Raw genomic sequence first — 25566 nt, forward strand, 5'->3', positions numbered from 1 at the left:
CTTATTTTAGGTTATATACATTCATGTCCATTTATGTAAAAAATCCTGCTGACCTTGTTTATGTCTTGTCAGTCACCATTTGCAAAACCATATTTGACCCTCAAAGAGGCTGAATTTGATAAGCAACTTGCTACATACTCATAATAAGGAGCTAAATAGAACACGAATGGGAAATACTCAAATGCCAAACTAAAGAAGATATTGGCCAAAATAAACGTTATACCGAGAGAGAAACTTGATTTTTTTCAACTTCCTAAAACGTTGTTGTTCAAACATTTCTACTTATTTGTACTTACCAGTTGAACCTACGCTTCCCTAATAAAATGTCTATGGTAAAAAGTTAAAAAATCCTCCCACTTTTGTTAGATATATTTTTTTGTGTAATTTTGTAATCGTTATGCGGCAGTAATAATATACATATTAATACGAGTTAGTAATCCTGTAGTTCTCACATGCTACGAGGAGGTATTAAAAGGTGCGTTTCGACAATGCATCTATTGTAGTATATTATTGCTTAATCCAAATGAATATTATAAATTTAGGAATTCTTGCTCACATTGATGCAGGAAAAACTTCCGTAACCGAGAATCTGCTGTTTGCCAGTGGAGCAACGGAAAAGTGCGGCCGTGTGGATAATGGTGACACCATAACAGACTCTATGGATATAGAGAAACGTAGAGGAATTACTGTTCGGGCTTCTACGACATCTATTATCTGGAATGGAGTGAAATGCAATATCATTGACACTCCGGGACACATGGATTTTATTGCGGAAGTGGAGCGGACATTCAAAATGCTTGATGGAGCAGTCCTCATCTTATCCGCAAAGGAAGGCATACAAGCGCAAACAAAGTTGCTGTTCAATACTTTACAAAAACTGCAAATCCCGACAATTATATTTATCAATAAAATTGACCGTGACGGTGTGAATTTAGAGCGTTTGTATCTGGATATAAAAACAAATCTGTCTCAAGATGTCCTGTTTATGCAAACTGTTGTCGATGGATTGGTTTATCCGATTTGCTCCCAAACATATATAAAGGAAGAATACAAAGAATTTGTATGCAACCATGACGACAATATATTAGAACGATATTTGGCGGATAGCGAAATTTCACCGGCTGATTATTGGAATACGATAATCGATCTTGTGGCAAAAGCCAAAGTCTATCCGGTACTACATGGATCAGCAATGTTCAATATCGGTATCAATGAGTTGTTGGACGCCATCTCTTCTTTTATACTTCCTCCAGAATCAGTCTCAAACAGACTTTCAGCTTATCTCTATAAGATAGAGCATGACCCCAAAGGACATAAAAGAAGTTTTCTAAAAATAATTGACGGAAGTCTGAGACTTCGAGACATTGTAAGAATCAACGATTCGGAAAAATTCATCAAGATTAAAAATCTAAAGACTATTTATCAGGGCAGAGAGATAAATGTTGATGAAGTGGGGGCCAATGATATCGCGATTGTAGAAGATATGGAAGATTTTCGAATCGGAGATTATTTAGGTACTAAACCTTGTTTGATTCAAGGGTTATCTCATCAGCATCCCGCTCTCAAATCCTCCGTCCGGCCAGACAGGTCCGAAGAGAGAAGCAAGGTGATATCCGCTCTGAATACATTGTGGATTGAAGACCCGTCTTTGTCCTTTTCCATAAACTCATATAGTGATGAATTGGAAATCTCGTTATATGGTTTGACACAAAAGGAAATCATACAGACATTGCTGGAAGAACGATTTTCCGTAAAGGTCCATTTTGATGAGATCAAGACTATCTACAAAGAACGACCTGTAAAAAAGGTCAATAAGATTATTCAGATCGAAGTGCCACCCAACCCTTACTGGGCCACAATAGGGCTGACGCTTGAACCCTTGCCGTTAGGGACAGGGTTGCAAATCGAAAGTGACATCTCCTATGGTTATCTGAACCATTCTTTTCAAAATGCCGTTTTTGAAGGGATTCGTATGTCTTGCCAATCTGGTTTACATGGATGGGAAGTGACTGATCTGAAAGTAACTTTTACTCAAGCCGAGTATTATAGCCCGGTAAGTACACCTGCTGATTTCAGACAGCTGACCCCTTATGTCTTCAGGCTGGCCTTGCAACAGTCAGGTGTGGACATTCTCGAACCGATGCTCTATTTTGAGTTGCAGATACCCCAAGCGGCAAGTTCCAAAGCTATTACAGATTTGCAAAAAATGATGTCTGAGATTGAAGACATCAGTTGCAATAATGAGTGGTGTCATATTAAAGGGAAAGTTCCATTAAATACAAGTAAAGACTACGCCTCAGAAGTAAGTTCATACACTAAGGGCTTAGGCGTTTTTATGGTCAAGCCATGCGGGTATCAAATAACAAAAGGCGATTATTCTGATAATATCCGCATGAACGAAAAAGATAAACTTTTATTCATGTTCCAAAAATCAATGTCATCAAAATAATGGAGCGGTCAGGAAATTTCTATAAGGCAATACAGTTGGGATATATACTTATCTCCATTCTTATCGGATGTATGGCATATAATAGCCTCTATGAATGGCAGGAGATAGAAGCATTAGAACTTGGCAATAAAAAAATAGACGAGCTCCGAAAAGAAATAAACAATATCAATATTCAAATGATAAAATTTTCTCTATTGGGTGAAACAATACTGGAATGGAACGATAAAGATATCGAGCATTACCATGCACGGCGTATGGCAATGGACAGTATGCTCTGCCGTTTCAAGGCCACCTATCCAGCAGAGCGCATCGATAGTGTGCGCAGTCTTTTAGAGGATAAGGAACGACAGATGTTCCAGATAGTCCGGTTAATGGATGAACAACAATCTATTAACAAGAAGATAGCCAATCAAATTCCGGTTATTGTGCAGAAAAGTGTGCAGGAACAGTCCAAAAAGCCAAAACGAAAAGGTTTCTTGGGCATCTTTGGCAAAAAAGAGGGAACGAAGCCAACGACAACAACGACTACGCTCCGTTCATCCAATAGAAACATGGTCAACGAACAGAAAGCGCAGAGCCGTCGATTGTCAGAACAAGCCGATAGTCTTGCTGCCCGTAATGCAGAACTTAACAGACAACTGCAAGGATTGATTTGCCAAATCGAAAAGAAGGTACAATCTGATTTACAAAATAGAGAAAGCGAGATAACAGCGATGCGTAAAAAATCATTTATGCAGATAGGCGGCTTGATGGGATTTGTTCTTTTGCTGTTGGTCATTTCCTATATCATCATACACCGTGATGCAAAGAACATTAAACGATACAAACGCAAGACAACGGATTTGATCGAGCAATTGGAACAGTCCGTGCAACAAAATGAGGTACTCATAACCTCCCGAAAGAAAGCGGTACATACTATTACCCATGAGTTGCGTACACCACTGACGGCAATAACTGGCTATACCGAACTTTTGCGGAAAGAATGCAATAGCGGTAATAATGGGCAATATATCCGAAATATACTGCAATCCTCCGACCGTATGCGGGATATGCTCAACACTTTGCTTGACTTCTTCCGCCTGGACAACGGCAAGGAACAGCCCCGTCTGTCACCCTGCCGGATTTCTGCAATCACGCACACACTTGAAACGGAGTTCATTCCTGTTGCAGTGAACAAAGGGTTGTCCTTGTCCGTGAAGACTGGACACGATGCCATTGTATTGACCGACAAAGAGCGAATAATACAAATCGGGAATAACCTGCTGTCAAACGCAGTCAAGTTCACAGAAGAAGGCGGTGTTTCTTTGATTACTGAATATGATAATGGAGTTCTGACACTGGTCGTTGAAGATACAGGTACAGGCATGACAGAAGAGGAACAGAAACAAGCGTTCGGTGCGTTTGAACGTCTATCAAATGCCGCCGCAAAGGAGGGTTTCGGGCTTGGGCTTGCCATAATGCGTAATATTGTGTCGATGCTTGGCGGAACAATCCGTTTGGACAGCAAGAAAGGGAAAGGCAGTCGTTTCACAGTTGAAATTTCTATGCAGGAAGCTGAAGAACAGCTTGGATATACAAGCAATACACCTGTTTATCATAACAATAAATTCCATGATGTTGTCGCCATTGACAATGATGAGGTATTACTTCTGATGCTGAAAGAGATGTACTCCTAAGAAGGAATACACTGCGACACTTGCACCGATGCTGCGGAACTGATGGAAATGATACGCCAGAAAGAATACAGCCTGTTGCTGACAGACTTGAATATGCCCGGTATAAACGGTTTCGAATTACTGGAACTGTTGCGTTCGTCCAACGTGGGCAATTCACCAACAATCCCGGTGGTTGTGGCAACCGCTTCGGGCAGTTGTAACAAAGGGGAACTATTGGCAAAAGGCTTTGCCGGATGCCTGTTCAAGCCGTTCTCCATATCGGAGTTGATGGAGGTTTCCGACAGGTGTGCCATAAAAGAAACACCGGACGGGAAACCGGATTTTTCAGCTTTGCTGTCTTACGGCAATGAAGCCGTTATGCTGGAAAAGTTGATGACGGAAACTGAAAAAGAGATGCAGACAATACGGGAAGCGGCAACAGAAAAAGACCTGCAAAAGCTGGATTCCCTGACACACCACCTGCGCAGCTCGTGGGAGGTGCTACGTGCCGACCAACCGCTAAATGTACTTTACAGATTGCTTCATGGCGATGTACTCCCGGATGGTGAAGCGTTAAGCCATGCCGTGACTGCCGTGCTGGATAAGGGAGCGGAAATAATCCGGTTGGCAGAAGAGGAAAGGAGAAAATACGAAGATGGATAAGACAACAATAATTGTGGTAGAAGACAATATCGTGTACTGCGAGTTTGTCTGCAACATGCTGGCGCGGGAGGGCTACCGCACCGTGAAGGCTTACCACCTCTCAACCGCGAAGAAACATCTACAACAGGCGACAGATAATGACATCGTGGTTGCCGACCTGCGCCTGCCTGACGGTAACGGCATTGACCTTTTGCGCTGGATGCGAAAGGAGGGAAAGATGCAGCCCTTCATCATTATGACCGACTACGCCGAAGTTAATACCGCCGTGGAAAGCATGAAACTCGGCTCGATAGACTATATTCCCAAACAGCTTGTGGAGGATAAACTTGTCCCCCTGATCCGTTCCATACTGAAAGAACGTCAGGCAGGACAACGCCGTATGCCTGTGTTCGCCCGTGACGGTTCCGCATTTCAGAAAATCATGCACCGTATAAGGCTGGTAGCCGCTACCGATATGAGCGTGATGATATTCGGAGAGAACGGCACGGGTAAGGAACATATTGCCCACCACCTGCACGACAAGAGCAAGCGGGCAGTCAAGCCATTCGTGGCGGTGGACTGCGGTTCACTCACCAAAGAGCTTGCGCCCTCGGCCTTCTTCGGACACGTCAAGGGAGCGTTTACAGGAGCAGATTGTGCCAAGAAAGGATATTTCCATGAGGCGGAAGGCGGCACGCTGTTTCTGGACGAGGTAGGAAACCTCGCGTTGGAAACCCAACAGATGTTGCTCCGCGCCATACAGGAGAGGCGGTATCGCCCGGTCGGAGACAAGGCAGACAGGAGTTTCAATGTCCGCATCATCGCCGCCACCAACGAGGATCTGGAAGCGGCAGTGAGTGAAAAGCGTTTTCGGCAGGATCTTCTGTACCGCCTGCACGACTTCGGGATAACCGTTCCTCCGTTGCGTGACTGTCAGGAAGACATCATGCCGCTGGCAGAGTTCTTCCGTGATATGGCAAACAGAGAGCTGGAGTGTAGCGTGAGCGGGTTCAGTTCCGAAGCACGTAAAGCGTTGCTGACACACGCATGGCCGGGCAACGTGCGGGAACTTCGGCAGAAAGTTATGGGTGCTGTATTGCAGGCGCAGGAAGGTGTTGTCATGAAAGAGCATCTGGAACTTGCCGTGACGAAACCGACCTCTACTGTCAACTTCGCCCTGCGCAATGACGCGGAGGATAAGGAGCGGATATTGCGTGCGTTGAAACAGGCAAACGGCAACCGGAGTGTCGCCGCCGAACTGCTCGGAATAGGCAGGACAACACTATACAGCAAACTTGAAGAGTATGGACTTAAATATAAATTCAAGCAATCATAGCCTGTAATTCACTGAATTTGGCTATCTTTGCATAACATTTGAGAAAAACGGCGATTGGCAGGAGCTTTTCGCCGCCAACATATAGGATAAGACCGCAAGGCGTTTCAAGCGAAAATCTGGTAAATTGGAACTACGGAGACGATTGCGTGATGCTTATGCTATGCTTACGCATAGCGTGCATTCACGTACTCTCCGTAAAGGCTTTACCAGAGCCATCGCTTGAAGGTAGTGTGAATTGCACGCTACTTTTTTGCCCTTGCCTAATGAAAGGTAACGATTATGGGTAAAGTTCAGATTCTCGCCGTACTGACGATGGACGGATGTCTTTCTTCAGAGTTATATTATAAAGCACATCAGGATTTGTGCCTTGACCGTTGCGGTCTTGATGAAATCAGGAAGAACGCCCTTTACCGCGTGACACCAGACTATTCCATTTCAATGCTGCACGAATGGAGAAAAGACGGCACAAACATCCGTTACCTCGCGGAAGCCACACCGGACACGGCAGACTATATAAACGGACTACTGCGTATGCACGCTGTGGATGAAATCATACTATACACCGTTCCTTTCATATCCGGAAGCGGACGACATTTTTTTAAGTCGGCTCTGCCAGAGCAACACTGGACGCTTTCCTCTTTGAAAAGTTTTCCCAACGGTGTATGCCGCATTATCTACATCCTTGATAAAAAAGCAAGATAGCCAAAATGTGCGGCAAGCATACATTTTTATTTTCAAGAATAGAATAAATGTTCTGATTACAAACAATTTAAGTCGGAGATAATTTGTCCCTGTGAAAAAATATTGAATTTTATACCACTGAAATACAACACTTTGTAAAATTGAGCGTTGGATTTTTTGTTTTCTGCCGCGTTTTTTGCCAATTATATTCATGTGCGCATACCGAAAACAGAGTGTAAAATTTCAAAATTGACAGGACATGAATTATTTTTTATTGGCGGAAACCGAGTTCTTCCGCCGGATAAACGAAGCCGGAGACTGCAATATGGAAAAAGCATACACGGCTTTCGCCACCCAAGTAATAGAACTGTGCAACGGCGGCATGGACATGAACCTTACCGTCATCGCGCTTGCCTACATCGAAATCGAGTTGCAGCACCATCCGGTGCGTAATCTGTCAGAAGAAAGAAGAGAGATTGCCGCCTACGTCAGCAAGGCTCTGTCTTTCGTAAGAAAGATGCAGAAATTCCTTGCCACGCCCCAAGTGCCACCACTAATATCCGCCAACAACGCAACAGAAACCACCGCCAGCCTTCTTTGGACGGGCAACGCCATCGACCTCGTGGAACTTATCTACGGCATAGACGAGATGGGCTGTATCAACAACGGCAATATGCCGCTAAAACAGCTCGCCCCGATTCTCTACAAGATATTCGGTATTGAGTCGAAGGATTGCTACCGCTTCTATACCGACATCAAACGTCGGAAAAACGAAAGCCGTACCTATTTCCTCGACAAGATGCAGGAGAAACTGAACGAGAGAATGCTGCGCGATGAAGAGCTGGAACGTATGAGAAGATAAAATCAGGTATAAGCGGGAGAATGGTATCATGCTGTTCTCCCGTTTGAGTAAAATCTATACGAAAAAGGGCGTTTTCGGCGCGCTATTGCCCCGAATTTCAGCGAAAAACGCTATCTTTGTACAATTGTTACGAATTGAATATGAACATAGACAACCTCGATATAGTAAAACAACTGATAGCCGAAAAGGAAAACGGGCAGGTGGAGTTCAAGGAAACCACCGGGCAGTTGGAGCGCGGCATGGAAACGCTCTGCGCTTTCCTTAACAGCGAAGGTGGCACGGTGTTGTTCGGTGTGACCGACAAAGGAAAGATCATCGGGCAGGAAGTGAGCGACAAGACGAAGCGTGATATTGCGGAAGCCATCCGGCGTTTTGAACCATTTGCCACACTCGAAGTTTCGTATATCAGTATCCAAAATACAGACAAGAGTGTGATAGCCTTGTCTGCGGACAGCCAACGTTATATGCGTCCGTTCTCCTATAAGGGACGGGCTTATCTTCGATTGGAGAGCGTGACATCCTCCATGCCGCAAGACGTATATAACCAACTGCTTATGCAGCGAGGTGGGAAATACGCTTGGGAGGCGATGACGAATCCCGACATCAAAGTTACTGACCTTGATGAACATGCCATTATGGGAGCGGTACGTGGAGGCATCCGGTGCGGTCGCCTACCCGAAGCCACCATAAGGGAGGATTTGCCGACCATACTCGAAAAATTCAACCTGTTACATGACGGAAAACTGAATAATGCTTCCGCAGTCTTGTTCGGTCGTGATTTTTACTTCTATCCCCAGTGCCTGCTTCGGTTGGCGCGTTTCAAAGGAACTACAAAAGACGAGTTTATAGACAATCAGCGTACCACTGGCAATATCTACACACTGCTGGACACTGCAATGTCGTTCTTTTTCAAGCATCTTTCCCTTTCGGGCAAAGTTGAAGGCTTGTATCGGGAGGAAGAGCTTGAGATTCCTTACAAGGCATTGAGGGAATGCTGCACAAATGCCCTTTGCCACCGCTCATACCACCGTCCCGGCAGTTCGGTAGGAATTGCCATCTATGATGACCGTGTGGAGATTGAGAACAGTGGAACTTTTCCGCCGGATATAACAATGGAAAAGTTATTGAGCGGGCATAATTCAGAACCTCAAAACCTGATTATTGCGAATGTTCTGTATAAAAGCGAGGTTCTGGAAAGCTGGGGACGAGGCATCGGGCTTATGATAAGCGAATGCCGGCGTGTCGGCATTCCCGATCCGGAGTTTCATACAGATGGAAATAGTGTATGGGTTATTTTCCGCTATACCCGAAAAACTGTGGGGCACGACCCGACAATTACCCGACAGTTACCCCACAGTCACCCCACAGTTACCCCACAGGTGGAAAAGGTGTTGTCTGCAATCGGCACACAGACACTTTCAACCAAAGAGATTATGTGTGTGATAGGATTAAAGGACAAAAGTAATTTTTTAGAACTATATCTGTATCCAGCCATAAGGCAGAATTTGGTAGAGCCTATTTACCCGGAAAATCCGAAACATCCCCGGCAGAAATATCGTCTTACCGATAAAGGAAAAGAACTGTTGATATAATAACGGGGTATGGTGGCGAAAAAGAAGAAACAACAGGGGCATTACTGTCGGATTTGTAGCGAGTACAAAGCCAACGAGCAATTCAGCGGCAAAGGACACTCGCGGCATATCTGCAAGGAATGCCGGTCGCTTCCCGATGATGTGAAGGCGGACATGGTGCGCTGTAACGAGGTGGAACGAGCCGTTTTCAAATGCCCGATGAGCCGTCAGGACTGGGAACTGCTGGAAAAATATGCCAAGAAGTACAAGGACAAGGAATCCGGGCAGTTCGCGCAGGATATGTTGGACATGAAACGGGGCAATCAGACACCGGACGAGGATATGGAAGAGGATGATGTTTTAATAGAAGGCATCTATGAAGAGGAAACCATACCATTTGCCGAACTGGAGGATGACATCCGTTATCAGTTGGAAGAATTGTTGGCGGACAACATCAACGAGTTCATGATACACAAGAATTACATTCCCGAAGGCAAGGAACTGAAAGACATCAACGAATGGGTCATGAAAGAAACCCGTGACACCTTTTTTATAAAGGTTATTCCCGATGCCGCTTATGACAGTCTGGTGGAAGAAACGATCAACAGGCTTGTGAAGGAATGGAAAGAGGACGGATTTGAGATAAAGACCTATTCCGCATCGCTGGTCGTCATGGAAACGGAACGGCTGCTTATCCGCAGGATAACCCGTAAGGATATGGACGCACTCCTTGCCATAATGGGAAAGCCGGAAGTCATGTACGCTTGGGAACACGGCTTTACCAAAAAGGACGTGCGCAAATGGATAAACAGGCAACTCATCCGATACCGCAAGGACGGGTTCGGATATTTTGCCGTCATACTGAAAGAAAGCGGCGCATTGATAGGACAAGCCGGTCTGATGAATAGTACCCTAAACGGGAACGAGACTGTCGAGCTTGGCTATATACTCGATAACACATACTGGCATAACGGTTACGGTACGGAAGCCGCCCGCGCGTGTTTGGAATACGCCTTTGGAGAGCTGGAACTGAAAACTGTCTGTTGCAGTATCCGACCGGAAAACGTGGCATCCATCCGTGTGGTTGAAAGGCTGGGAATGACCTTGTGCGACAACCATACAATAATATACAACGAAAAAGAAATGCCGCATCAGATATATGTGGCAACCAATAGTAAATCCTATATCTTATAAGCGAAATCACTCAACAATGAAAACAAATAATATTAATTTATTTTGCGATATAGTTACTCAAAGGTCAGGAGAACATTCTTGCGCTATAAATATTTTGTTGCAACAACAATTATATGGGCAGGTAATATCTATTCTGCGTCAAGAATTAGATTCTATGGTAAGAGTTATGTTTTTGTTGTCAATTAGCGACTTAAACCTTAGAGAGCATTTTATAAACCAAACTTTGGAGGGAATAAAATGGTCTTATCCCAATACAAAGAAAGTCGTGACCGATAAACAAATGGTGGATTTAGCTGATAAATTTTATGGCTGGCCTTTTTTTGTTTATAAATTAGGATGCGCTTTTATTCATCTTTCAGCAATGGTATATTATAAAAACAGTAATCCATTTTTGCTTTTATCTGTTTCAGAAAGAAATGACATCACAAGGTTTTTACATCAATATCATAGTTTCCCGTTAGAGTTGGAATTGAATTTGGAAAATATCATCCCATATCTTGATAAAGTATTTAATAAAGTTTCAAGTAACTTAGCATGTTACATTGAAGATTTACGTCAAAATAAACTTTTGGAGGAATATTAAAATAAGGGAGGATTTTAGCTATCCTCCCTTATTTTAATAGGTTACTTCTGCTGCAACAGATGCTTCAGGTTGTCATCGCCCGCGATGCGCTCCAATTCCTCCTGAACAATCTGCTTCACCTCCTCCTTGATGCGCCGGTAATTTGCCTGCACCGTTTCCTTCATGCGGTCGTTGCCGTCTGCGTCAGTGAAATCGGTAATAACGGGGATTTTCTTGTAGGCACTTTCCTCCCGTTTTACCTTATCGGCATCCACCACAATCTCGCAGTGGAAAATCTTCTGTTCGATACGCTCGTTGAAGTTGTCGGACACCGAACCGACAAACATTCCCTGCGTCAAACCGGAAATCTTGCTGGGCGGGATAAGCGCGTCCATCTGCGTGTTAATGGAGGTGGAAACATCCTGCCGGTTGATGGAGATAGACTGCCGTTTCTGCAACACCTTACCGAATCGTTCCGATAGTGTCTTTGCCGTTTCACCTACCACCTGCCCGGAGAAAATGTTACCGACCGTATTCATCACCACTTTCGCCTCCTTATCACCGTAGTCGCGCACCAGCTGGCTGAAATCCTGAAATCCCAGACACACGGCAACCTTGTTGCTTCGGGCGGTAGCTATAAGATTGTCCAACCCTTTGAAATATATCGTCGGCAGCTCGTCTATGATGACCGACGACTTCAGCATCCCCTTCTTATTGATGAGCTTCACGATGCGGGAGTTATACAATCCGAGAGCCGCCCCGTAGATATTCTGACGGTCGGGATTGTTGCCCACGCATAGGATTTTCGGCTCTTCGGGATTGTTGATGTCCAGCGTAAACTCGCTGTCCGACATCACCCAATAGAGCTGCGGTGAAATCATCCTCGAAAGCGGAATTTTTGCCGACGCTATCTGCCCCATGAGCTGCTCCGCAGCCCCTCCGAGCCACGCATCCATGAACGGGGAAAGGTAGTTCTCCAGTTCGGGATAGGAAGTCAGTATCGGAAAAATATCCTCGTAGCGGCGGTTCAAAAATTCGATGGCATGGGGAAACGTGCAATATTTCCCGTTCTGATAGATTTTAAGATACCATATAATACTGGCGAACAAAATGATAGGTGATTCCACAAAGAAGTCACCCTGCTTTTGCACATCGGGTAAGTCAAGGGCATTGCTGCCCCCTTCTCCCCTAAGAACCGTACGTGAGAGTTTCCCCTCATACGGCTCAAGCAACTCAATATTTCTATTTGTTGTTAGAAATCGGCTCATACTTTCAACATTTTCGTTTATTTCGCTTGTAGCAGTTGTTGTGGACAAGTTGCCGTACAATCGAACCACCAACAGATATTTCGTTGACGTTCCATGCTTTTGTACAGTCTATTTCCTTGCCACATAACGGACAAATCCGGTTCTGCTTGTTCCATAAATATAAGAGAGACTTACGTCCTTTGAGAGATTCCAGCATTTGTTGCTCCTTACGCTGAGAGAAATAATCATCGTATTCCGGGTCAAAAGGATTTGCCTCTCCCTTGACTTGCTTGTACGGAGTATAATGTATATCCGACAATCTTTTAAGGGTCAGGTAGTTCACTTTCATACTTTTCGTTTCATATTTCCACGCAAACGTCCATTTGCGTCCCCGAATTTCATGCCAATACCTGTCTGCGACCCAAGACTTGCGTTTCTTAGGGTGACGACGTAAGGCCCATTTCTTCGTGAGATTATAAATGTGGTAGTCGCAACCATGAAAAGCATCGGTCGATGCACCATATCGGTAATAGTTACCCCATCCTGTGATTACAGGATTGAGCATTCGTATCAGCGATTCCTGCTTACACATCTTATGTCCTTTGACTATGTCACTGATTTTTGCCCTAAAGCGTTTCTGTGCGTCTTTGGACGGAGATGTGTATAGCTTTTTGCCGAACTTCCTTACATTGAAACCCAAGAAATCAAATCCGTCATATATGTTCGTAATAGTAGTTTTCTCTTCGGATAAGGTAAGACCTCTTTCTTTGAGAAATTCTATCACTATTGGTTTGACTTCGTTTTCCAATAGTTCCTTATCTCGGCCTGTGATTATAAAGTCGTCAGCATAGCGAATAAGATTTACCTTGTAATGGAATGTCTTGTTGTTACGCCATAGTCTTTTGAATCTTTTAGCCAAGAGCGGCTGAAGCCCGTCAAGTACCATGTTTGCAAGTGTCGGTGATATGATACCTCCTTGTGGCGTACCCTCTTCTGTCGGGAATAGTTTTCCGTTGAACACAGCTCCACATTTCAACCATTTTCTGAGTATTGTCTTATCCATAGGGATATTCTCAATGAGCCAGTCGTGGCTGATGTGGTCGAAACAGCCTTTTATATCTCCCTCCAAAATCCATTCGGGAGAATGTTGGCGGTTTAAAACCGTATCAATCTGACGGATTGCGTCCATTGTCCTGCGCTTCTTTCGGAAGCCGTAGGAGAAACGGTCGCCTGTCGTTTCGGCTATCGGTTCCAATGCCATGAGATATAAAGCCTGCATCGCCCTGTCTTTCATGGTCGGTATTCCCAACGGTCGGAGTTTACCGTTCTTTTTCTTGATGTGAACCCTACGGAGTGGCTGCGGATTGTAGCCACGGCGTTTCAGTTCACTGATTGCTTTGTACTTGCGCTTGGGAGAGTCCCAAAGCTGTTTATCTACTCCAGACGTTTTCTTCCCTTTGTTGGAAGTAACCCTCTTTACAGCCAATGCCTTGGCGTAAAAAGAGTGAGTGAGCATCCATTGCAAGGCTTTCACCTTGTTATGTCTGCCTTCTTTCTGAGCCTTTACAATACGCGCTTGAAGCTTTCGGACATAGGCTTCGCACTTGGACCAGTTCATACCGTCCCAAGTCAGATTCCTGTTGTCAGCAGGCGCACACGATGTCTTAGTTTCGTTCATTTGCTTTCCTCCTTTTGAAAGTTCTAAAAGTTATCTTGTAAAGAGTTACCATATACGGAAGTCTGCCCACTTTCGTGTCGGATGATGTTATCCACAATCAGCCCGTGATGTCGATTCAATCCGTATCCTCCCCATTACAGGGAGGCGTTCGCTTTCTCCGTTATCTCATACCTGCACCCCTTTCGGCTTGCCTTGCGGTTCGCTTACTCGCGTTGTTACGAGAGAGATACAGGCTTGCCCTGTTCCACGTAATTGACAAAAGGATAGTTTAGGTTCTGTCAAGTCCACCGGCAGTGCCATGTCCGTGTAACCCCAACATGGGCAGGGGTTATCCGACTGCTTACCTTTTGGTGAGAGCTAAAGTATCTTCCGCTCCTTCAAACCTCACGATGGCTAAAGACAGTTCACTTATGTTAACCATGCTATCCAGCCTCGCCACTCGGCAGTATGATACTAACCGCCCTTGACGTTCCCTCACGGTTCAGTCTTGTCCTTTCGGAGAGTGTACTTTGTCCTATAAGCTTGGCACAACCCATCACTGGAGATGCACCTTATAGTAGGCTACCGCTGACGGAACAGCGGGTTAAATCATGCAACTAATATCACTGTTTAACAATCAATTACGCGACTTTACAGGTCACACCCACGTTTTATTGAGGTTGAGCATTATTGTATAGGCACTCTCGTAGGCGTCCGTAATATCTTCCATAAAATCCGGGTGAATGGGATTGCACCGATGAGAGCGTCGCGGGTCGTCGAAGTTGATCACATAGAACTTCGGCTTCACCTTGTAGCCGTCAGGGTGGTTCAGCAGATGATTGTAGGCAATGGTGGACAAGTCGCTGAATTTGAAGTCATACACGTACATCAAGAAGCCCTTTTCAATCTGTTGCTTGATAAAATTGTTTACCACGGCGTATGACTTGCCGCTGCCCGGCGTACCCAACACGATGGACGCACGGAAGGGATTCACCACATTGATCCAACCGTTGTTCCAACGCTTTTTGTAATAGAAGCGTGTCGGCAAATTGACCGAATACTCGCTTTCGATGAGTCTTGTTTCCTGCATGAAACTCTCGTTCTCGTTGTTGAAAACATCCTCCATCAAATTGTGTTTCAACAGACGGCTCATCCACAGACCTCCCATCAACAGGCAGACATAGCCCGTACCGATGGTAAGGACATACAGCCCCATCACCGCCTCAATCGGAAGCGGCAGAGCCAGTATCCACCAGTTTAGGAAAAACAGCACGGACCCGGCGGCGAGTGCCGTCCATATTCTTCCCCAAGTGATTTTCTCTCCCTTGACCCCCTTTGTACCCAGACAGGACAGGGCAAGCAGCAGGACGGCAAACAGCTTTGTGTACAGTATGGAATGGAACAGCCCCGCCGTGCGGTCGAAGTTCAGAAGGATTCTGTCCACCACACCGATGTTCACGCCCCACAGCCGGATGACTTCGTAACAGAACCAGTACACGTTCATAACCACTAAAATAATACTCACGGCACGCAGAAAATCCATGATTTTCGCCAATGCCCTCAAATCGTCTTCTTGTTGTGACATACATTGATTTTTTAATTGTTGATACTCCGATTACAAACCCAAGCCCTTGCGCTTTTTCTTCTTTTTGCGCTTCATCGCCCGGATGAAAGCCTTTTCCTCAGCATCTACCGCCGGACCTTCGGGAGTGAGCAAGCCCATTCCGCCCGATACGTCTTCACGGTCGTATGCGGTCTGTCCGTATGCCTTGTCCGCAGCATCCATAGGGATGGATAACGGTATCGGCGGTTGTCCGGCGTATGGCAGGGTGAAGTGTTCCTGCAAGGCATTCGCCGAAAGCTCCTTGCCCATGCGAGAGCCGTTCAGTACACATCCTGTGCGGTGGTCGATAAACGTCGCTCCATAGATACGCCCTTCATCCGTGTAGCGCAGTACGGTGTCGATGCCCTTCTCTTTGAGTTGGGATACAAATTTGTCCTTGTCATAAGTGCCTTGCAGCACGGAAAGAACGGTGCGTTTCGTCATGTCGGCGAGCTTCCTGTCCTTAATCTCTGATTTGGAACGGATAAATTTTCTCTGTACGGCTTCATAACCTGCGGACTTCCCGAAAAGCGAGGACTTGAACGGGTTGCCCACCTTGTTACCCTTGTCGTCCGTGACGGAATAAACCAGCCCGTGATACTCCCGTCCGCGCACGTTGCCTCTCGCTTCCTCCACCGTCATATTATATAAGGAAAGGAGCGCACGGTATTCGCCCATCGTCTGAAAACGGTACTGCCCGTTCAGAGCCTTCACAGTGCCAGCCACCTGCTTCTTCACATCACCTGCCGATGCGTCCACCTTGCTTAGCGGCGTGTCAAGCCGGCGGTTCCTGCGCTCCGCGCCGTGCAGCCCGTATTTCTTCTCCAGCTCACGGGTGATTTGTTTGCTACGATAGTAGTTGTTCTTGTCGCTGATACATTTCCCGTTATCGTCCACCCGCACCGTCACGATGTGCAGGTGGTGGCGGTCGATGTCCTCGTGCTTGAAAACAAGATAAGGCTGGTTGCCGAAACCGAGTTTTTCCAGATACTCGCGGGCTATATCCTGCAATTCCGCATCGGTCAACACATCCTCCGGATGTGGGTTGAGCGAAATATGCACCACCGGCTTCTCCACCTTCATCTGTGGCGGCATGAAGGTGAGAAAACCCTCCATCGCCTTGTTGATGTCCACCTTTCCCGAACCGTCATTGTAGATGCGGTTGGTCGTAAGCAACCGCCCCTGCGCCTCGTTAATCTTCTCCCCGTTATAGGCAATCGCGCCGTACAACGAGTTTCCTACACTGATTTTTGCGACCATTTCGCCTCCATTTCCCTTGAAAGTTCCACAATCCGGCGGCTCAGTTTCACGAGTTCGACGGTGTGTTGCTCTAATTTGTAGAGCAACGCCATCGCCTTTTTCTCTGAAAAATGCAGCCTCAGTTCCTTCACGACTTGGTTGTAATTCGTACCCACGGCGCGGAACTGCGCATGAAAATCCGATAGCTTGGTGTAATAGTCCACCAGCGTCTTGTCCACCTTCAGCACCTTGAACGGCTGTCCGAAGAAGTGCGCTTTGAGGAAAACCGACCGTGCATAGACACCCGATTTTCCGAACATGGCGAGGAAACGATTGTGTTCCTCCTCGTTGAAACGGACGGTGTAACGGTACACCGCCGGATCAAGTTTGGGATTTCTCCCTGCTTTGCTTTTCCTTTTCTCTTTCATATTACTTTGGATTTAGCGGATTGACGGCATAAGCCGCCGCTTCGGATCACAGCACCGCAGTTCTGAAAGGCTTTCCGACTTCGGAGGGAAAGCCCGCCCCCTGCAAGGGCAAGGCGTTTTCCGGGATGCTCAAAATATTTTGAGCGGCTGAAAACATACCTTGCTATGTTCAGGTGAACATAAAAATCCGTCAGGGGACGGATTGGGAAGATACCTTTCGGGACTCCGGCTGCGCCACCATCGGCGAACCCTGCTGTCCGGGGGCAAAGTTACGCCCTTAAAGCGGTATCGGACAGATGCTTGACCCGGTCAATGACTGCCAACCGGCGCAACGTGCTGCCACTTGCTTGGGAAGTGATACAAGTTTCAAAATATCATTGTTTATTTGCAGCATGATTCGGATGAAGGACTGAAAGCACACCCCTTCAATCGGATGTTCGGACAGCAATCCGGGCATCTGTCCAAACGGTCGGAAGCGGGTGTGAACGGACAACCGGATTTCCATTCCCGTATTCATGCGTATGAACCAAGGCTTGGACGGATTGGTGAACAGGTAAATGAACGGACGGTAAAGCGTGCGTGCGTATGAATGGCAATACGCTGCCGTGACCGGACAGATGTGTAACTTAATAAATTATCAAACAAATGAAAGAGACAACTTATGTGGCAATCTCCACGCAGAAAGGAGGGGCCGGAAAGACAACCCTGACAGTGCTTGTGGCAAGCTACCTGCACTATGTGAAAGGCTACAACGTGGCCGTGGTGGACTGCGACTTTCCGCAGTACAGTATTCATGACATGCGCAAGCGTGACCTGAAAGCCGTCATGGAGGACGGGCATTACAAAGTGATGGCGTATGAGCAGCTCAAGCGGCTGAAGAAAAACCCGTACACAATCAGATGCAGCCGCGCGGAGGATGCGATAAGAACCGCCGAAAATCTGACGGAGGCACAGCCCGACCTTGATTTCGTGTTCTTCGACCTGCCGGGTACTATCAACAATGCCGATGTGGTACAGACTATCGCCAAGATGGACTACATCTTCACACCCATCATCGCAGACAGGGTGGTGATGGAAAGTTCCATCAAGTTCGCCACAGTCATTAACGAACAGATGATAAGCACGGGAAAATCCGGCATCAAAGGAATCTACCTTGTGTGGAACATGGTGGACGGACGCGAGAAGACGGAACTATACAAGGCATACGACAAGGTATGCGCCGAGTTCGCCCTGCCTATCCTCGAAACATTCCTGCCGGACAGCAAGCGTTTCCGCAAGGAAACAGCGGCGGAGCGCAAGGCGGTGTTCCGTTCCACGGCGTTCCCTGCGGACAAGACACTGGTACGCGGCAGCAACCTTGACCGCCTTGTGGATGAAATTCTCGGTATCATCAAAAATTGAGTGTCATGGCAAAGAAAGCAAGAATCGAGGACATCGACAGTGATGCCATAATCAACTCGTTCCGTATGGACGATGCAAGCATACCGCCGGAAGCAAGAAGCACGGACGGCAATGTATCGGATCTACCACCGAAGGAAGAACCGCAGTCGGCCGGACCCCAACCTGCATCACGTCCCAAAGAAGAAACGGAACGCAGGCGCAGGAACGGCAAGCCGGAGAAGACGGATTACGATTCCATGTTCGTGCGGGAGTCCAATGTCACGGCAAGGCTCGGAAAACAGGTGTACATCCGAAAGGAGTACCACGACCGCATACTGAAAATGCTACATATCATCGGAGGTAACGAGGTGACTATCGCCGGTTTTCTTGACAACGTGCTGACCTACCATTTCACACAGTTTCAAGACGAGATAGCGGAATCCTTCAAGCGACACATGGAGTCATACAATTTATAAACATTTTAATCAATAACAACATGAGAAGAAAGATGAATGACAGTCAGGCGGACAGCCTGCAAACAAGAAAGAGTGAGAGAAACGTTGCCCGTGCAGCGAAGTGTGCAACCGACAAAGGTCTGGGAAAGACCTGTGATGTTCCCGGAAAGGGAAAGGGCAGCAAGCCTATTGCGGCTTTCCTGCAATCGTCGGAAATCAAAACACGACAGTGCATATACATCTCTCGTGAAGTCCATGAGAAAGTCGCTATTGTCGCCAACCGATTGGGAAACGGATTGAGCATCGGCAAGTTCGTGGACAATGTTCTCCGTGACCATTTCAGACAATACGGTGAGAAGTACATGGAACAGATTGAAAACGCCAAAAAAGTGAGATTATGACAAAAGTATTCTTGATTGTATCGGTTGCCTGCAACGTCTGGTTCCTGCTCATGTTATTGTCTGACAGAATAACGGAAACAAAATTCGTCCGGTTCCTCAAAGGGGCTGCCGGATTATGGCGGTCGTTGGGAACGAAGAGTGAAAAGCAAGATACCTTGCATAGTGAAGCCTCGGATGAAGATGCGGACATCATCGGTAAGAGCCGTTTCAGGATGGCTCCAACTCGGACAACCGCTGCCATATCGACGCAAGAAGCAGCCATTTCGGAAAAAGGCATTGAGCTGTCGGAAGAAGAGGCTACTTTTGACGACGGAAACACGGAAACCGCATCGCGCCCGACACAAGTCCCGGAGGATAAACTCGATGAAACCTTCACGAGCATATCTCCGGAGGAACTGGAATACGGAGAGGATGAGCCGGAGGATGATGAACCGGGCAAGGGACAGGCTTCGGGAAGTGCATTCGAGGACATCGACATGGCAGTACGAACAATAAAGAAGGACTCACCGTCCGAAGCGGAGATGCGACACGCTGGAAAAGTCATGACGGAGCTTGACGGGACGGAGCTTTACTCCAGAATAACGGAACGCTTGACCGACGAAGCAATGAGCGAGAGGCTTGCCAAAGCAATGGCAGTCTTTGTGGACACGGTAAACACTACCGTGGCACAAGCAAAAAGCAAAGTGTTCGTCGTGCCTGACAACATCGAGGAGTTCGACATCCGCAACTATGTATGACAACTGAAAAAGGAAAGAACATGAAGGAATGACAATCAACCCACGCGGCGAGGAAGCGCAAGGCGCATCCGGTACGCAACGGACACACCCAAGTCCGTGGAAACAAAAGGGCGACCACTAAACCAAAGTAAAGTAAAAAAGTATCAACCGCCCGACAAAGGACCATCCACCCTTTCGACGGCAAAAAACAAGGACAGTTTATGAACAAGAACATCGTAAGAAACAGAAAAACAATCCTCTCTGCGGCACTCATCATCGCCGCAACCGCCTCCGCCTTCGCGCAGGGAAACGGCATCGCGGGCATCAACGAAGCCACCTCTATGGTGAGTTCCTATTTCGACCCCGGCACGAAACTGATATACGCCATCGGCGCGGTCGTCGGGCTTATCGGGGGCGTGAAAGTGTACGGGAAATTTTCATCGGGCGACCCCGACACCTCAAAAACAGCGGCAAGCTGGTTCGGCGCGTGCATCTTCCTGATTGTAGCCGCCACCATCCTGCGCTCATTCTTCCTCTAATATAATAATGTATGGCTGAATACCCAATCAACAAGGGTATCGGTCGTCCGGTAGAGTTCAAGGGCTTGAAGGCTCAGTACCTCTTCATCTTCTGCGGAGGTCTGCTGGCTCTCTTCGTCCTGTTCGTCATCCTCTACATGGTCGGCATCGACCAGTGGATATGTATCGGCTTCGGCGCGGCATCGTCCTCCCTCCTTGTATGGCAGACCTTCGCGCTTAACGCCCGGTACGGCGAACACGGGCTGATGAAATTAGGAGCGGCACGGAGCCATCCCCGGTACCTTATCAACCGGCGGCGGATACCCCGTCTGTTCAAACGACAACGAAAGGAAGAAACAACATGAGGAATACATCAAAAATGACAACACTGGAAAACAAGTTCCCCCTGCTTGCGGTGGAGCATGGCTGCATCATCTCTAAGGACGCCGACATCACGGTGGCTTTCGAGGTGGAACTGCCGGAACTTTACACCGTGACGGGCGCGGAGTACGAGGCGATACACGGCTGCTGGTGCAAGGCAATCAAGGTACTGCCGGATTACTCCGTCGTCCACAAACAGGACTGGTTCATCAAGGAACGCTACAAACCGGAGCTTCAGAAGGACGACATGAGCTTTTTAAGCCGCTCTTTCGAGCGTCACTTCAACGAGCGTCCGTACCTGAAACACACCTGCTACCTCTACCTGACCAAGACAACGAAGGAACGTAACCGGATGCAGAGCAATTTCAGCACGCTGTGCCGTGGGCATATCATCCCGAAGGAACTGGACAAGGAAACCACGACCAAGTTCTTGGAAGCCTGCGAACAGTTCGAGCGCATCATGAACGACAGCGGGCTTGTCAGGCTGCGCCGCCTATCCACCGATGAGATTGTGGGTACTGAGGGAAAAACGGGATTGATTGAACGCTACTTCTCGCTCATGCCGGAGGGGAATACCACCTTACAAGATATTGAGCTTTCGGCAAGGGAGATGCGCATCGGCGACAACCGACTGTGCCTGCACACCCTCTCCGACGCGGAAGACCTGCCGGGCAAGGTGGCTACCGACACCCGTTACGAGAAGCTCTCCACCGACCGGAGCGACTGCCGCCTCTCCTTCGCCTCCCCCGTGGGGTTGCTGCTCTCCTGCAACCATATCTACAACCAGTATGTGCTGATAGACAACAGCGAGGAAGCCTTGCAGAAGTTCGAGAAATCCGCCCGCAATATGCAGTCGCTCTCACGGTGTAGCCGGAGCAACAGTATCAACCGCGAGTGGATAGACCAATACCTAAACGAAGCCCATTCCTACGGGCTGACCTCGGTACGGGCGCATTTCAACGTCATGGCGTGGAGCGACGACGCGGAGGAGCTGAAGCATATAAGGAACGATGTGGGCAGCCAGCTGGCAAGCATGGAGTGCGTGCCGCGCCACAACACCATCGACTGCCCGACGCTCTACTGGGCGGCGATACCCGGCAACGCGGCGGACTTTCCGGCGGAAGAGAGTTTCCATACCTTCATCGAGCAGGCGGTGTGCCTGTTCACGGAGGAAACCAATTACCGCTCTTCGCTCTCGCCCTTCGGCATCAAGATGGTGGACAGGCTCACGGGAAAACCGCTGCACCTCGACATCAGCGACCTGCCCATGAAGCGGGGCATCACCACGAACCGCAACAAGTTCGTGCTGGGTCCTTCGGGCAGCGGCAAGTCGTTCTTCATGAACCACCTCGTGAGGCAATACTACGAACAAGGTACGCACGTCGTGCTGGTGGACACGGGAAACTCTTATCAGGGATTGTGCGGCATGATCCGGCGCAAGACAGGCGGAGCGGACGGCGTGTACTTCACCTACACGGAGGAAAAGCCCATATCGTTCAACCCGTTCTACACCGATGATTATGTCTTCGACGTGGAGAAGAAGGACAGCATCAAGACCCTGCTGCTGACGCTCTGGAAGTCGGAGGATGACAAGGTGACGAAGACGGAGAGCGGCGAACTGGGCAGTGCCGTGAGTGCCTACATCGAGCGCATCAAGGCAGACCGGAGCATCGTGCCGTCTTTCAACACCTTCTACGAGTATATGCGCGACGACTACCGCAAGGAGCTGGCTGAACGTGACATCAAGGTGGAGAAGTCCGACTTCAACATCGACAACATGCTCACCACCATGCGGCAGTATTACCGGGGCGGGCGTTACGACTTCCTGCTCAACTCCACGGAGAACATCGACCTGCTCAACAAGCGGTTCATTGTCTTCGAAATTGACAGCATAAAGGAAAACCGCGAGCTTTTTCCGGTCGTGACGATCATCATCATGGAAGCCTTCATCAACAAGATGCGACGGCTGAAAGGGGTGCGGAAACAGCTTATCGTGGAAGAGGCTTGGAAGGCTCTTTCTTCGGCGAACATGGCTGAATACCTGCGCTATATGTACAAGACGGTCAGAAAATATTACGGCGAGGCAATCGTGGTAACGCAGGAGGTGGACGACATCATTTCCTCTCCCGTGGTCAAGGAGAGCATCATCAACAACTCCGACTGCAAGATACTTCTCGACCAGCGCAAGTACATGAACAAGTTTGACCAGATACAGGCGTTGCTCGGACTGACGGAAAAGGAGAAAGGGCAGATACTCTCCATCAACATGGCGAACAACCCTTCACGGCTCTACAAGGAGGTGTGGATAGGCTTGGGTGGCACGCAGTCGGCGGTCTATGCAACGGAGGTCAGTGCCGAAGAGTATATGGCGTACACCACCGAGGAAACGGAGAAAGTGGAAGTTTACCGTCTGGCGGAGAAGTTAGGCGGTGACATCGAAGCCGCCATCCGGCAGCTTGCCGAAAGGCGGAGAAACAAGGAAACAACCAACAATTAAAATTAAAAATGAATTTATCAACGAAAAAAGAAAAATGCGTATGAGTTTATCAAAAGTGAAAATGCTGCAAGTCAGCAAGTGCCTGATCGGATTGGCGGTCATGATGCTGCAATCCTGCGACGTGGCCGACAACCGCCGTGACATGCTGTGCGGGAACTGGGAGAGCGTGGAGGGGAAGCCCGACGTGCTTATCTACAAGGAGGGCGAAGCCTACAAGGTGACGGTGTTCCGCCGGAGCGGTCTGCGCCGCAAACTCAAGCCGGAAACCTATCTCTTGCAGGAGGAGAACGGCAACCTGTTCATGAACACCGGCTTCCGCATCGACGTGTCCTACAACGAGGCAACGGACGTGCTGACCTTCTCGCCAAACGGTGACTATGTGCGGGTGAAGCCGCAGCCGGAGAACCAGACAGAAGAATAACAACCGCTAAAATCCAAAGTAAACATGAGAACAAGAATAACAATGATTGTCTGCCTGTGCCTGCTTCTCGCGGGCCGGGCAAGCGCACAGTGGGCGGTGATAGACCCGTCCAACATCGCCCAGAGCATCGTGAACACCTCCAAGAACGTGGTGCATACCTCGACCACCGCCCAGAACATGGTGAAGAATTTTCAGGAAACCGTGAAAATCTACGAGCAGGGAAAGAAGTATTACGACGCGCTGAAATCAGTGAACAACCTTGTCCGGGATGCCCGCAAGGTGCAACAGACCATCCTGATGGTGGGCGACATCACCGACATCTATGTGACCAACTTCCAGCGGATGATGCGTGACGACAACTTCACCGTGGAGGAACTGGGAGCCATCGCCTTCGGCTACACGAAGCTGCTGGAAGAGAGCAATGATGTACTGACCGAACTGAAAAACGTGGTGAACATCACCACGCTCTCCATGACCGACAAGGAGCGCATGGACGTGGTGGAACGCTGCCATTCCAAAATGAAGCGTTACCGCAACCTCGTGAGCTACTACACCAACAAGAACATATCGGTGTCCTATCTCCGCGCTAAAAAGAAGAACGACCTCGACCGCATCATGGGGCTGTACGGGAACATGAACGAAAGATACTGGTAAGACTATGGAGTTCGACAACCTTCACCAGATTCTGCGCTCGCTCTACGAGCAGATGATGCCGCTGTGCGAGGACATGGCGGGCGTGGCGAAAGGCATCGCCGGGCTGGGCGCGCTGTTCTACGTCGCCTACCGGGTATGGCAGTCGCTGGCGAGAGCCGAACCGATAGACGTGTTCCCGATGGTCCGCCCCTTCGCCATCGGTCTTTGCATCATGTTCTTCCCCACGGTTGTGCTGGGTACGATAAACAGCATCCTTTCGCCCGTCGTGCAAGGCACGGCGAAGATGCTGGAGGCGGAAACGCTCGACATGAACACCTACCGCCAGCAGAAGGACAAGTTGGAATACGAGGCGATGATGCGCAACCCCGAAACCGCCTACCTCGTGTCCAACGAGGAGTTTGACAAACAGCTGGAGGAACTCGGCTGGTCGCCCTCCGACATGGTGACGATGGCGGGGATGTATATCGACCGGGGAATGTACAACATGAAAAAGAGCATCCGCGACTTCTTCCGCGAGATACTGGAACTGCTGTTCCAAGCCGCCGCCCTCGTGATAGACACCGTCCGCACCTTCTTCCTCGTGGTGCTGGCGATACTCGGTCCGATAGCCTTCGCCATATCGGTGTGGGACGGTTTCCAAAGCACGCTCACGCAGTGGATATGCCGCTACATACAGGTCTATCTGTGGCTGCCGGTGTCGGACATGTTCAGCACCATACTGGCTAAGATACAGGTGCTGATGCTGCAAAGCGACATCGAGCGGATGCAGGCAGACCCGAACTTCTCGCTGGATTCGAGCGACGGGGTGTACATCGTGTTCCTCTGCATCGGCATCATCGGTTACTTCACCATCCCCACCGTGGCGGGCTGGATCATCCAAGCCGGGGGCATGGGCGGCTACAACCGTAACATGAACCAGATGGCTGGACGTGCCGGAGGCATGGCGGGCGGAGTTGCGGGAGCTACCGCAGGGAACGCCGTCGGACGCATCGGCAAGCTGCTGAAATAATCAATGTG

General features: G+C 48.4%; 22 protein-coding genes and 2 pseudogenes. 19 read left to right on the forward strand and 5 right to left on the reverse strand.

The genetic code is table 11. The features are described 5' to 3' along the window. The first annotated feature begins 523 nt into the window (after window positions 1-523). The 8 genes and pseudogenes from tet(Q) (at window position 524) to R3O62_RS00350 (ending at window position 10973) form a co-directional block, all read left to right on the forward strand. Window positions 524-2449: a tetracycline resistance ribosomal protection protein Tet(Q) gene (gene tet(Q) / locus R3O62_RS00315; protein ID WP_002560998.1), complete on the forward strand. Its 1926-nt coding sequence runs from the start codon at window positions 524-526 to the stop codon at window positions 2447-2449. Further along, window positions 2449-4767 (forward strand): annotated as a pseudogene (locus tag R3O62_RS00320) (ATP-binding protein). The gene tet(Q) and the pseudogene R3O62_RS00320 overlap by 1 nt, the downstream one beginning before the upstream one ends. After that, on the forward strand, window positions 4760-6082 hold the full coding sequence (locus R3O62_RS00325; protein WP_002560996.1) for a sigma-54-dependent transcriptional regulator: 1323 nt from the start codon (window positions 4760-4762) through the stop codon (window positions 6080-6082). Before R3O62_RS00320 ends, R3O62_RS00325 begins: the two are co-directional and overlap by 8 nt. 279 nt (window positions 6083-6361) lie before the next feature. Beyond that, window positions 6362-6784: a dihydrofolate reductase family protein gene (locus tag R3O62_RS00330; RefSeq protein WP_002560995.1), complete on the forward strand. Its 423-nt coding sequence runs from the start codon at window positions 6362-6364 to the stop codon at window positions 6782-6784. Window positions 6785-7022: 238 nt separating this feature from the next. Continuing rightward, entirely contained in the window at window positions 7023-7625 is a 603-nt protein-coding gene (locus R3O62_RS00335; protein WP_002560994.1) for an RteC domain-containing protein, read from the forward strand. Between the two features lie 140 nt (window positions 7626-7765). Next, the gene (locus R3O62_RS00340) at window positions 7766-9217 is read left to right on the forward strand and encodes an ATP-binding protein (protein WP_002560993.1); all 1452 of its coding nucleotides are present in this window, start codon (window positions 7766-7768) and stop codon (window positions 9215-9217) included. Between the two features lie 9 nt (window positions 9218-9226). Beyond that, window positions 9227-10390, forward strand: coding sequence for a GNAT family N-acetyltransferase (locus R3O62_RS00345; protein WP_002560992.1), 1164 nt, complete (start codon window positions 9227-9229; stop codon window positions 10388-10390). A gap of 16 nt (window positions 10391-10406) precedes the next feature. Continuing rightward, window positions 10407-10973, forward strand: coding sequence for a hypothetical protein (locus tag R3O62_RS00350; RefSeq protein WP_002560991.1), 567 nt, complete (start codon window positions 10407-10409; stop codon window positions 10971-10973). 41 nt (window positions 10974-11014) lie between these two features. Here R3O62_RS00350 and R3O62_RS00355 read toward each other — a convergent pair whose 3' ends face one another. The 5 genes and pseudogenes from R3O62_RS00355 to mobA all read right to left on the reverse strand — a co-directional run bounded on the left by R3O62_RS00355 (window position 11015) and on the right by mobA (window position 17126). Continuing rightward, window positions 11015-12220 carry a TraM recognition domain-containing protein gene (locus tag R3O62_RS00355; RefSeq protein WP_083434161.1) on the reverse strand — a complete coding sequence of 402 codons (1206 nt, stop codon included), beginning with the start codon at window positions 12218-12220 and terminating at the stop codon, window positions 11015-11017. Between the two features lie 4 nt (window positions 12221-12224). Beyond that, window positions 12225-13877, reverse strand: a complete 1653-nt coding sequence (ltrA, locus tag R3O62_RS00360; RefSeq protein WP_005647985.1) for a group II intron reverse transcriptase/maturase — start codon at window positions 13875-13877, stop codon at window positions 12225-12227. A 640-nt stretch (window positions 13878-14517) separates the two neighbouring features. Then, window positions 14518-15441 (reverse strand): annotated as a pseudogene (locus tag R3O62_RS00365) (YWFCY domain-containing protein); the annotation flags it as partial. A 30-nt stretch (window positions 15442-15471) separates the two neighbouring features. Continuing rightward, complete coding sequence (gene mobB / locus R3O62_RS00370; protein WP_002560989.1) at window positions 15472-16719, reverse strand: conjugal transfer protein MobB; 1248 nt, start codon at window positions 16717-16719, stop codon at window positions 15472-15474. Next, the gene (gene mobA, locus R3O62_RS00375) at window positions 16698-17126 is read right to left on the reverse strand and encodes a conjugal transfer protein MobA (RefSeq protein ID WP_002560988.1); all 429 of its coding nucleotides are present in this window, start codon (window positions 17124-17126) and stop codon (window positions 16698-16700) included. The genes mobB and mobA overlap by 22 nt, the downstream gene beginning before the upstream one ends. 385 nt (window positions 17127-17511) lie before the next feature. On the opposite strand from mobA, the gene R3O62_RS00380 reads away from it, so the two are divergent. The 11 genes from R3O62_RS00380 to traJ all read left to right on the forward strand — a co-directional run bounded on the left by R3O62_RS00380 (window position 17512) and on the right by traJ (window position 25558). Next, entirely contained in the window at window positions 17512-17715 is a 204-nt protein-coding gene (locus tag R3O62_RS00380; RefSeq protein WP_317472545.1) for a hypothetical protein, read from the forward strand. Between the two features lie 56 nt (window positions 17716-17771). After that, window positions 17772-18527 (forward strand): ParA family protein, encoded by a 756-nt coding sequence (locus R3O62_RS00385; protein WP_005790809.1) that lies wholly within the window; start codon window positions 17772-17774, stop codon window positions 18525-18527. 5 nt (window positions 18528-18532) lie between these two features. Then, window positions 18533-18982 (forward strand): DUF3408 domain-containing protein, encoded by a 450-nt coding sequence (locus R3O62_RS00390; RefSeq protein WP_005790808.1) that lies wholly within the window; start codon window positions 18533-18535, stop codon window positions 18980-18982. Between the two features lie 20 nt (window positions 18983-19002). Beyond that, window positions 19003-19362, forward strand: coding sequence for a DUF3408 domain-containing protein (locus tag R3O62_RS00395; RefSeq protein ID WP_005790806.1), 360 nt, complete (start codon window positions 19003-19005; stop codon window positions 19360-19362). Beyond that, window positions 19359-20099 (forward strand): hypothetical protein, encoded by a 741-nt coding sequence (locus tag R3O62_RS00400; RefSeq protein WP_005790803.1) that lies wholly within the window; start codon window positions 19359-19361, stop codon window positions 20097-20099. The genes R3O62_RS00395 and R3O62_RS00400 overlap by 4 nt, the downstream gene beginning before the upstream one ends. Before the next feature lie 200 nt (window positions 20100-20299). Continuing rightward, on the forward strand, window positions 20300-20617 hold the full coding sequence (locus R3O62_RS00405; protein ID WP_005790801.1) for a DUF4134 domain-containing protein: 318 nt from the start codon (window positions 20300-20302) through the stop codon (window positions 20615-20617). Between the two features lie 11 nt (window positions 20618-20628). Continuing rightward, the gene (locus R3O62_RS00410; protein ID WP_317472531.1) at window positions 20629-20961 is read left to right on the forward strand and encodes a DUF4133 domain-containing protein; all 333 of its coding nucleotides are present in this window, start codon (window positions 20629-20631) and stop codon (window positions 20959-20961) included. Beyond that, complete coding sequence (locus R3O62_RS00415) at window positions 20958-23474, forward strand: TraG family conjugative transposon ATPase (RefSeq protein ID WP_317472532.1); 2517 nt, start codon at window positions 20958-20960, stop codon at window positions 23472-23474. The genes R3O62_RS00410 and R3O62_RS00415 overlap by 4 nt, the downstream gene beginning before the upstream one ends. 40 nt (window positions 23475-23514) lie before the next feature. Continuing rightward, entirely contained in the window at window positions 23515-23895 is a 381-nt protein-coding gene (locus tag R3O62_RS00420) for a DUF3876 domain-containing protein (protein ID WP_317472534.1), read from the forward strand. A gap of 24 nt (window positions 23896-23919) precedes the next feature. Continuing rightward, window positions 23920-24549 (forward strand): DUF4141 domain-containing protein, encoded by a 630-nt coding sequence (locus R3O62_RS00425; RefSeq protein WP_005790794.1) that lies wholly within the window; start codon window positions 23920-23922, stop codon window positions 24547-24549. 4 nt (window positions 24550-24553) lie between these two features. Beyond that, window positions 24554-25558 (forward strand): conjugative transposon protein TraJ, encoded by a 1005-nt coding sequence (gene traJ, locus R3O62_RS00430; RefSeq protein WP_317472535.1) that lies wholly within the window; start codon window positions 24554-24556, stop codon window positions 25556-25558. The last annotated feature ends 8 nt before the right edge of the window (window positions 25559-25566 follow it).

Origin of the sequence: Bacteroides hominis, from assembly GCF_033042785.2 — a bacterium.
GTDB classification, from domain to species: Bacteria; Bacteroidota; Bacteroidia; order Bacteroidales; family Bacteroidaceae; genus Bacteroides; species Bacteroides hominis.

What these genes read in the sequence shown, in the direction of transcription:
- mobA (WP_002560988.1), bottom strand. Translation starts at nt 17,126, where the DNA reads ATGAAAGAGAAAAGGAAAAGCAAAGCAGGGAGAAATCCCAAACTTGAT.
- R3O62_RS00335 (WP_002560994.1), top strand. Translation starts at nt 7,023, where the DNA reads ATGAATTATTTTTTATTGGCGGAAACCGAGTTCTTCCGCCGGATAAAC.
- R3O62_RS00340 (WP_002560993.1), top strand. Translation starts at nt 7,766, where the DNA reads ATGAACATAGACAACCTCGATATAGTAAAACAACTGATAGCCGAAAAG.
- R3O62_RS00385 (WP_005790809.1), top strand. Translation starts at nt 17,772, where the DNA reads ATGAAAGAGACAACTTATGTGGCAATCTCCACGCAGAAAGGAGGGGCC.
- R3O62_RS00415 (WP_317472532.1), top strand. Translation starts at nt 20,958, where the DNA reads ATGAGGAATACATCAAAAATGACAACACTGGAAAACAAGTTCCCCCTG.
- R3O62_RS00325 (WP_002560996.1), top strand. Translation starts at nt 4,760, where the DNA reads ATGGATAAGACAACAATAATTGTGGTAGAAGACAATATCGTGTACTGC.
- R3O62_RS00350 (WP_002560991.1), top strand. Translation starts at nt 10,407, where the DNA reads ATGAAAACAAATAATATTAATTTATTTTGCGATATAGTTACTCAAAGG.
- R3O62_RS00345 (WP_002560992.1), top strand. Translation starts at nt 9,227, where the DNA reads ATGGTGGCGAAAAAGAAGAAACAACAGGGGCATTACTGTCGGATTTGT.
- mobB (WP_002560989.1), bottom strand. Translation starts at nt 16,719, where the DNA reads ATGGTCGCAAAAATCAGTGTAGGAAACTCGTTGTACGGCGCGATTGCC.
- R3O62_RS00390 (WP_005790808.1), top strand. Translation starts at nt 18,533, where the DNA reads ATGGCAAAGAAAGCAAGAATCGAGGACATCGACAGTGATGCCATAATC.
- R3O62_RS00355 (WP_083434161.1), bottom strand. Translation starts at nt 12,220, where the DNA reads ATGAGCCGATTTCTAACAACAAATAGAAATATTGAGTTGCTTGAGCCG.
- R3O62_RS00420 (WP_317472534.1), top strand. Translation starts at nt 23,515, where the DNA reads ATGAGTTTATCAAAAGTGAAAATGCTGCAAGTCAGCAAGTGCCTGATC.
- R3O62_RS00395 (WP_005790806.1), top strand. Translation starts at nt 19,003, where the DNA reads ATGAGAAGAAAGATGAATGACAGTCAGGCGGACAGCCTGCAAACAAGA.
- R3O62_RS00400 (WP_005790803.1), top strand. Translation starts at nt 19,359, where the DNA reads ATGACAAAAGTATTCTTGATTGTATCGGTTGCCTGCAACGTCTGGTTC.
- R3O62_RS00410 (WP_317472531.1), top strand. Translation starts at nt 20,629, where the DNA reads ATGGCTGAATACCCAATCAACAAGGGTATCGGTCGTCCGGTAGAGTTC.
- ltrA (WP_005647985.1), bottom strand. Translation starts at nt 13,877, where the DNA reads ATGAACGAAACTAAGACATCGTGTGCGCCTGCTGACAACAGGAATCTG.
- R3O62_RS00330 (WP_002560995.1), top strand. Translation starts at nt 6,362, where the DNA reads ATGGGTAAAGTTCAGATTCTCGCCGTACTGACGATGGACGGATGTCTT.
- traJ (WP_317472535.1), top strand. Translation starts at nt 24,554, where the DNA reads ATGGAGTTCGACAACCTTCACCAGATTCTGCGCTCGCTCTACGAGCAG.
- R3O62_RS00425 (WP_005790794.1), top strand. Translation starts at nt 23,920, where the DNA reads ATGAGAACAAGAATAACAATGATTGTCTGCCTGTGCCTGCTTCTCGCG.
- R3O62_RS00405 (WP_005790801.1), top strand. Translation starts at nt 20,300, where the DNA reads ATGAACAAGAACATCGTAAGAAACAGAAAAACAATCCTCTCTGCGGCA.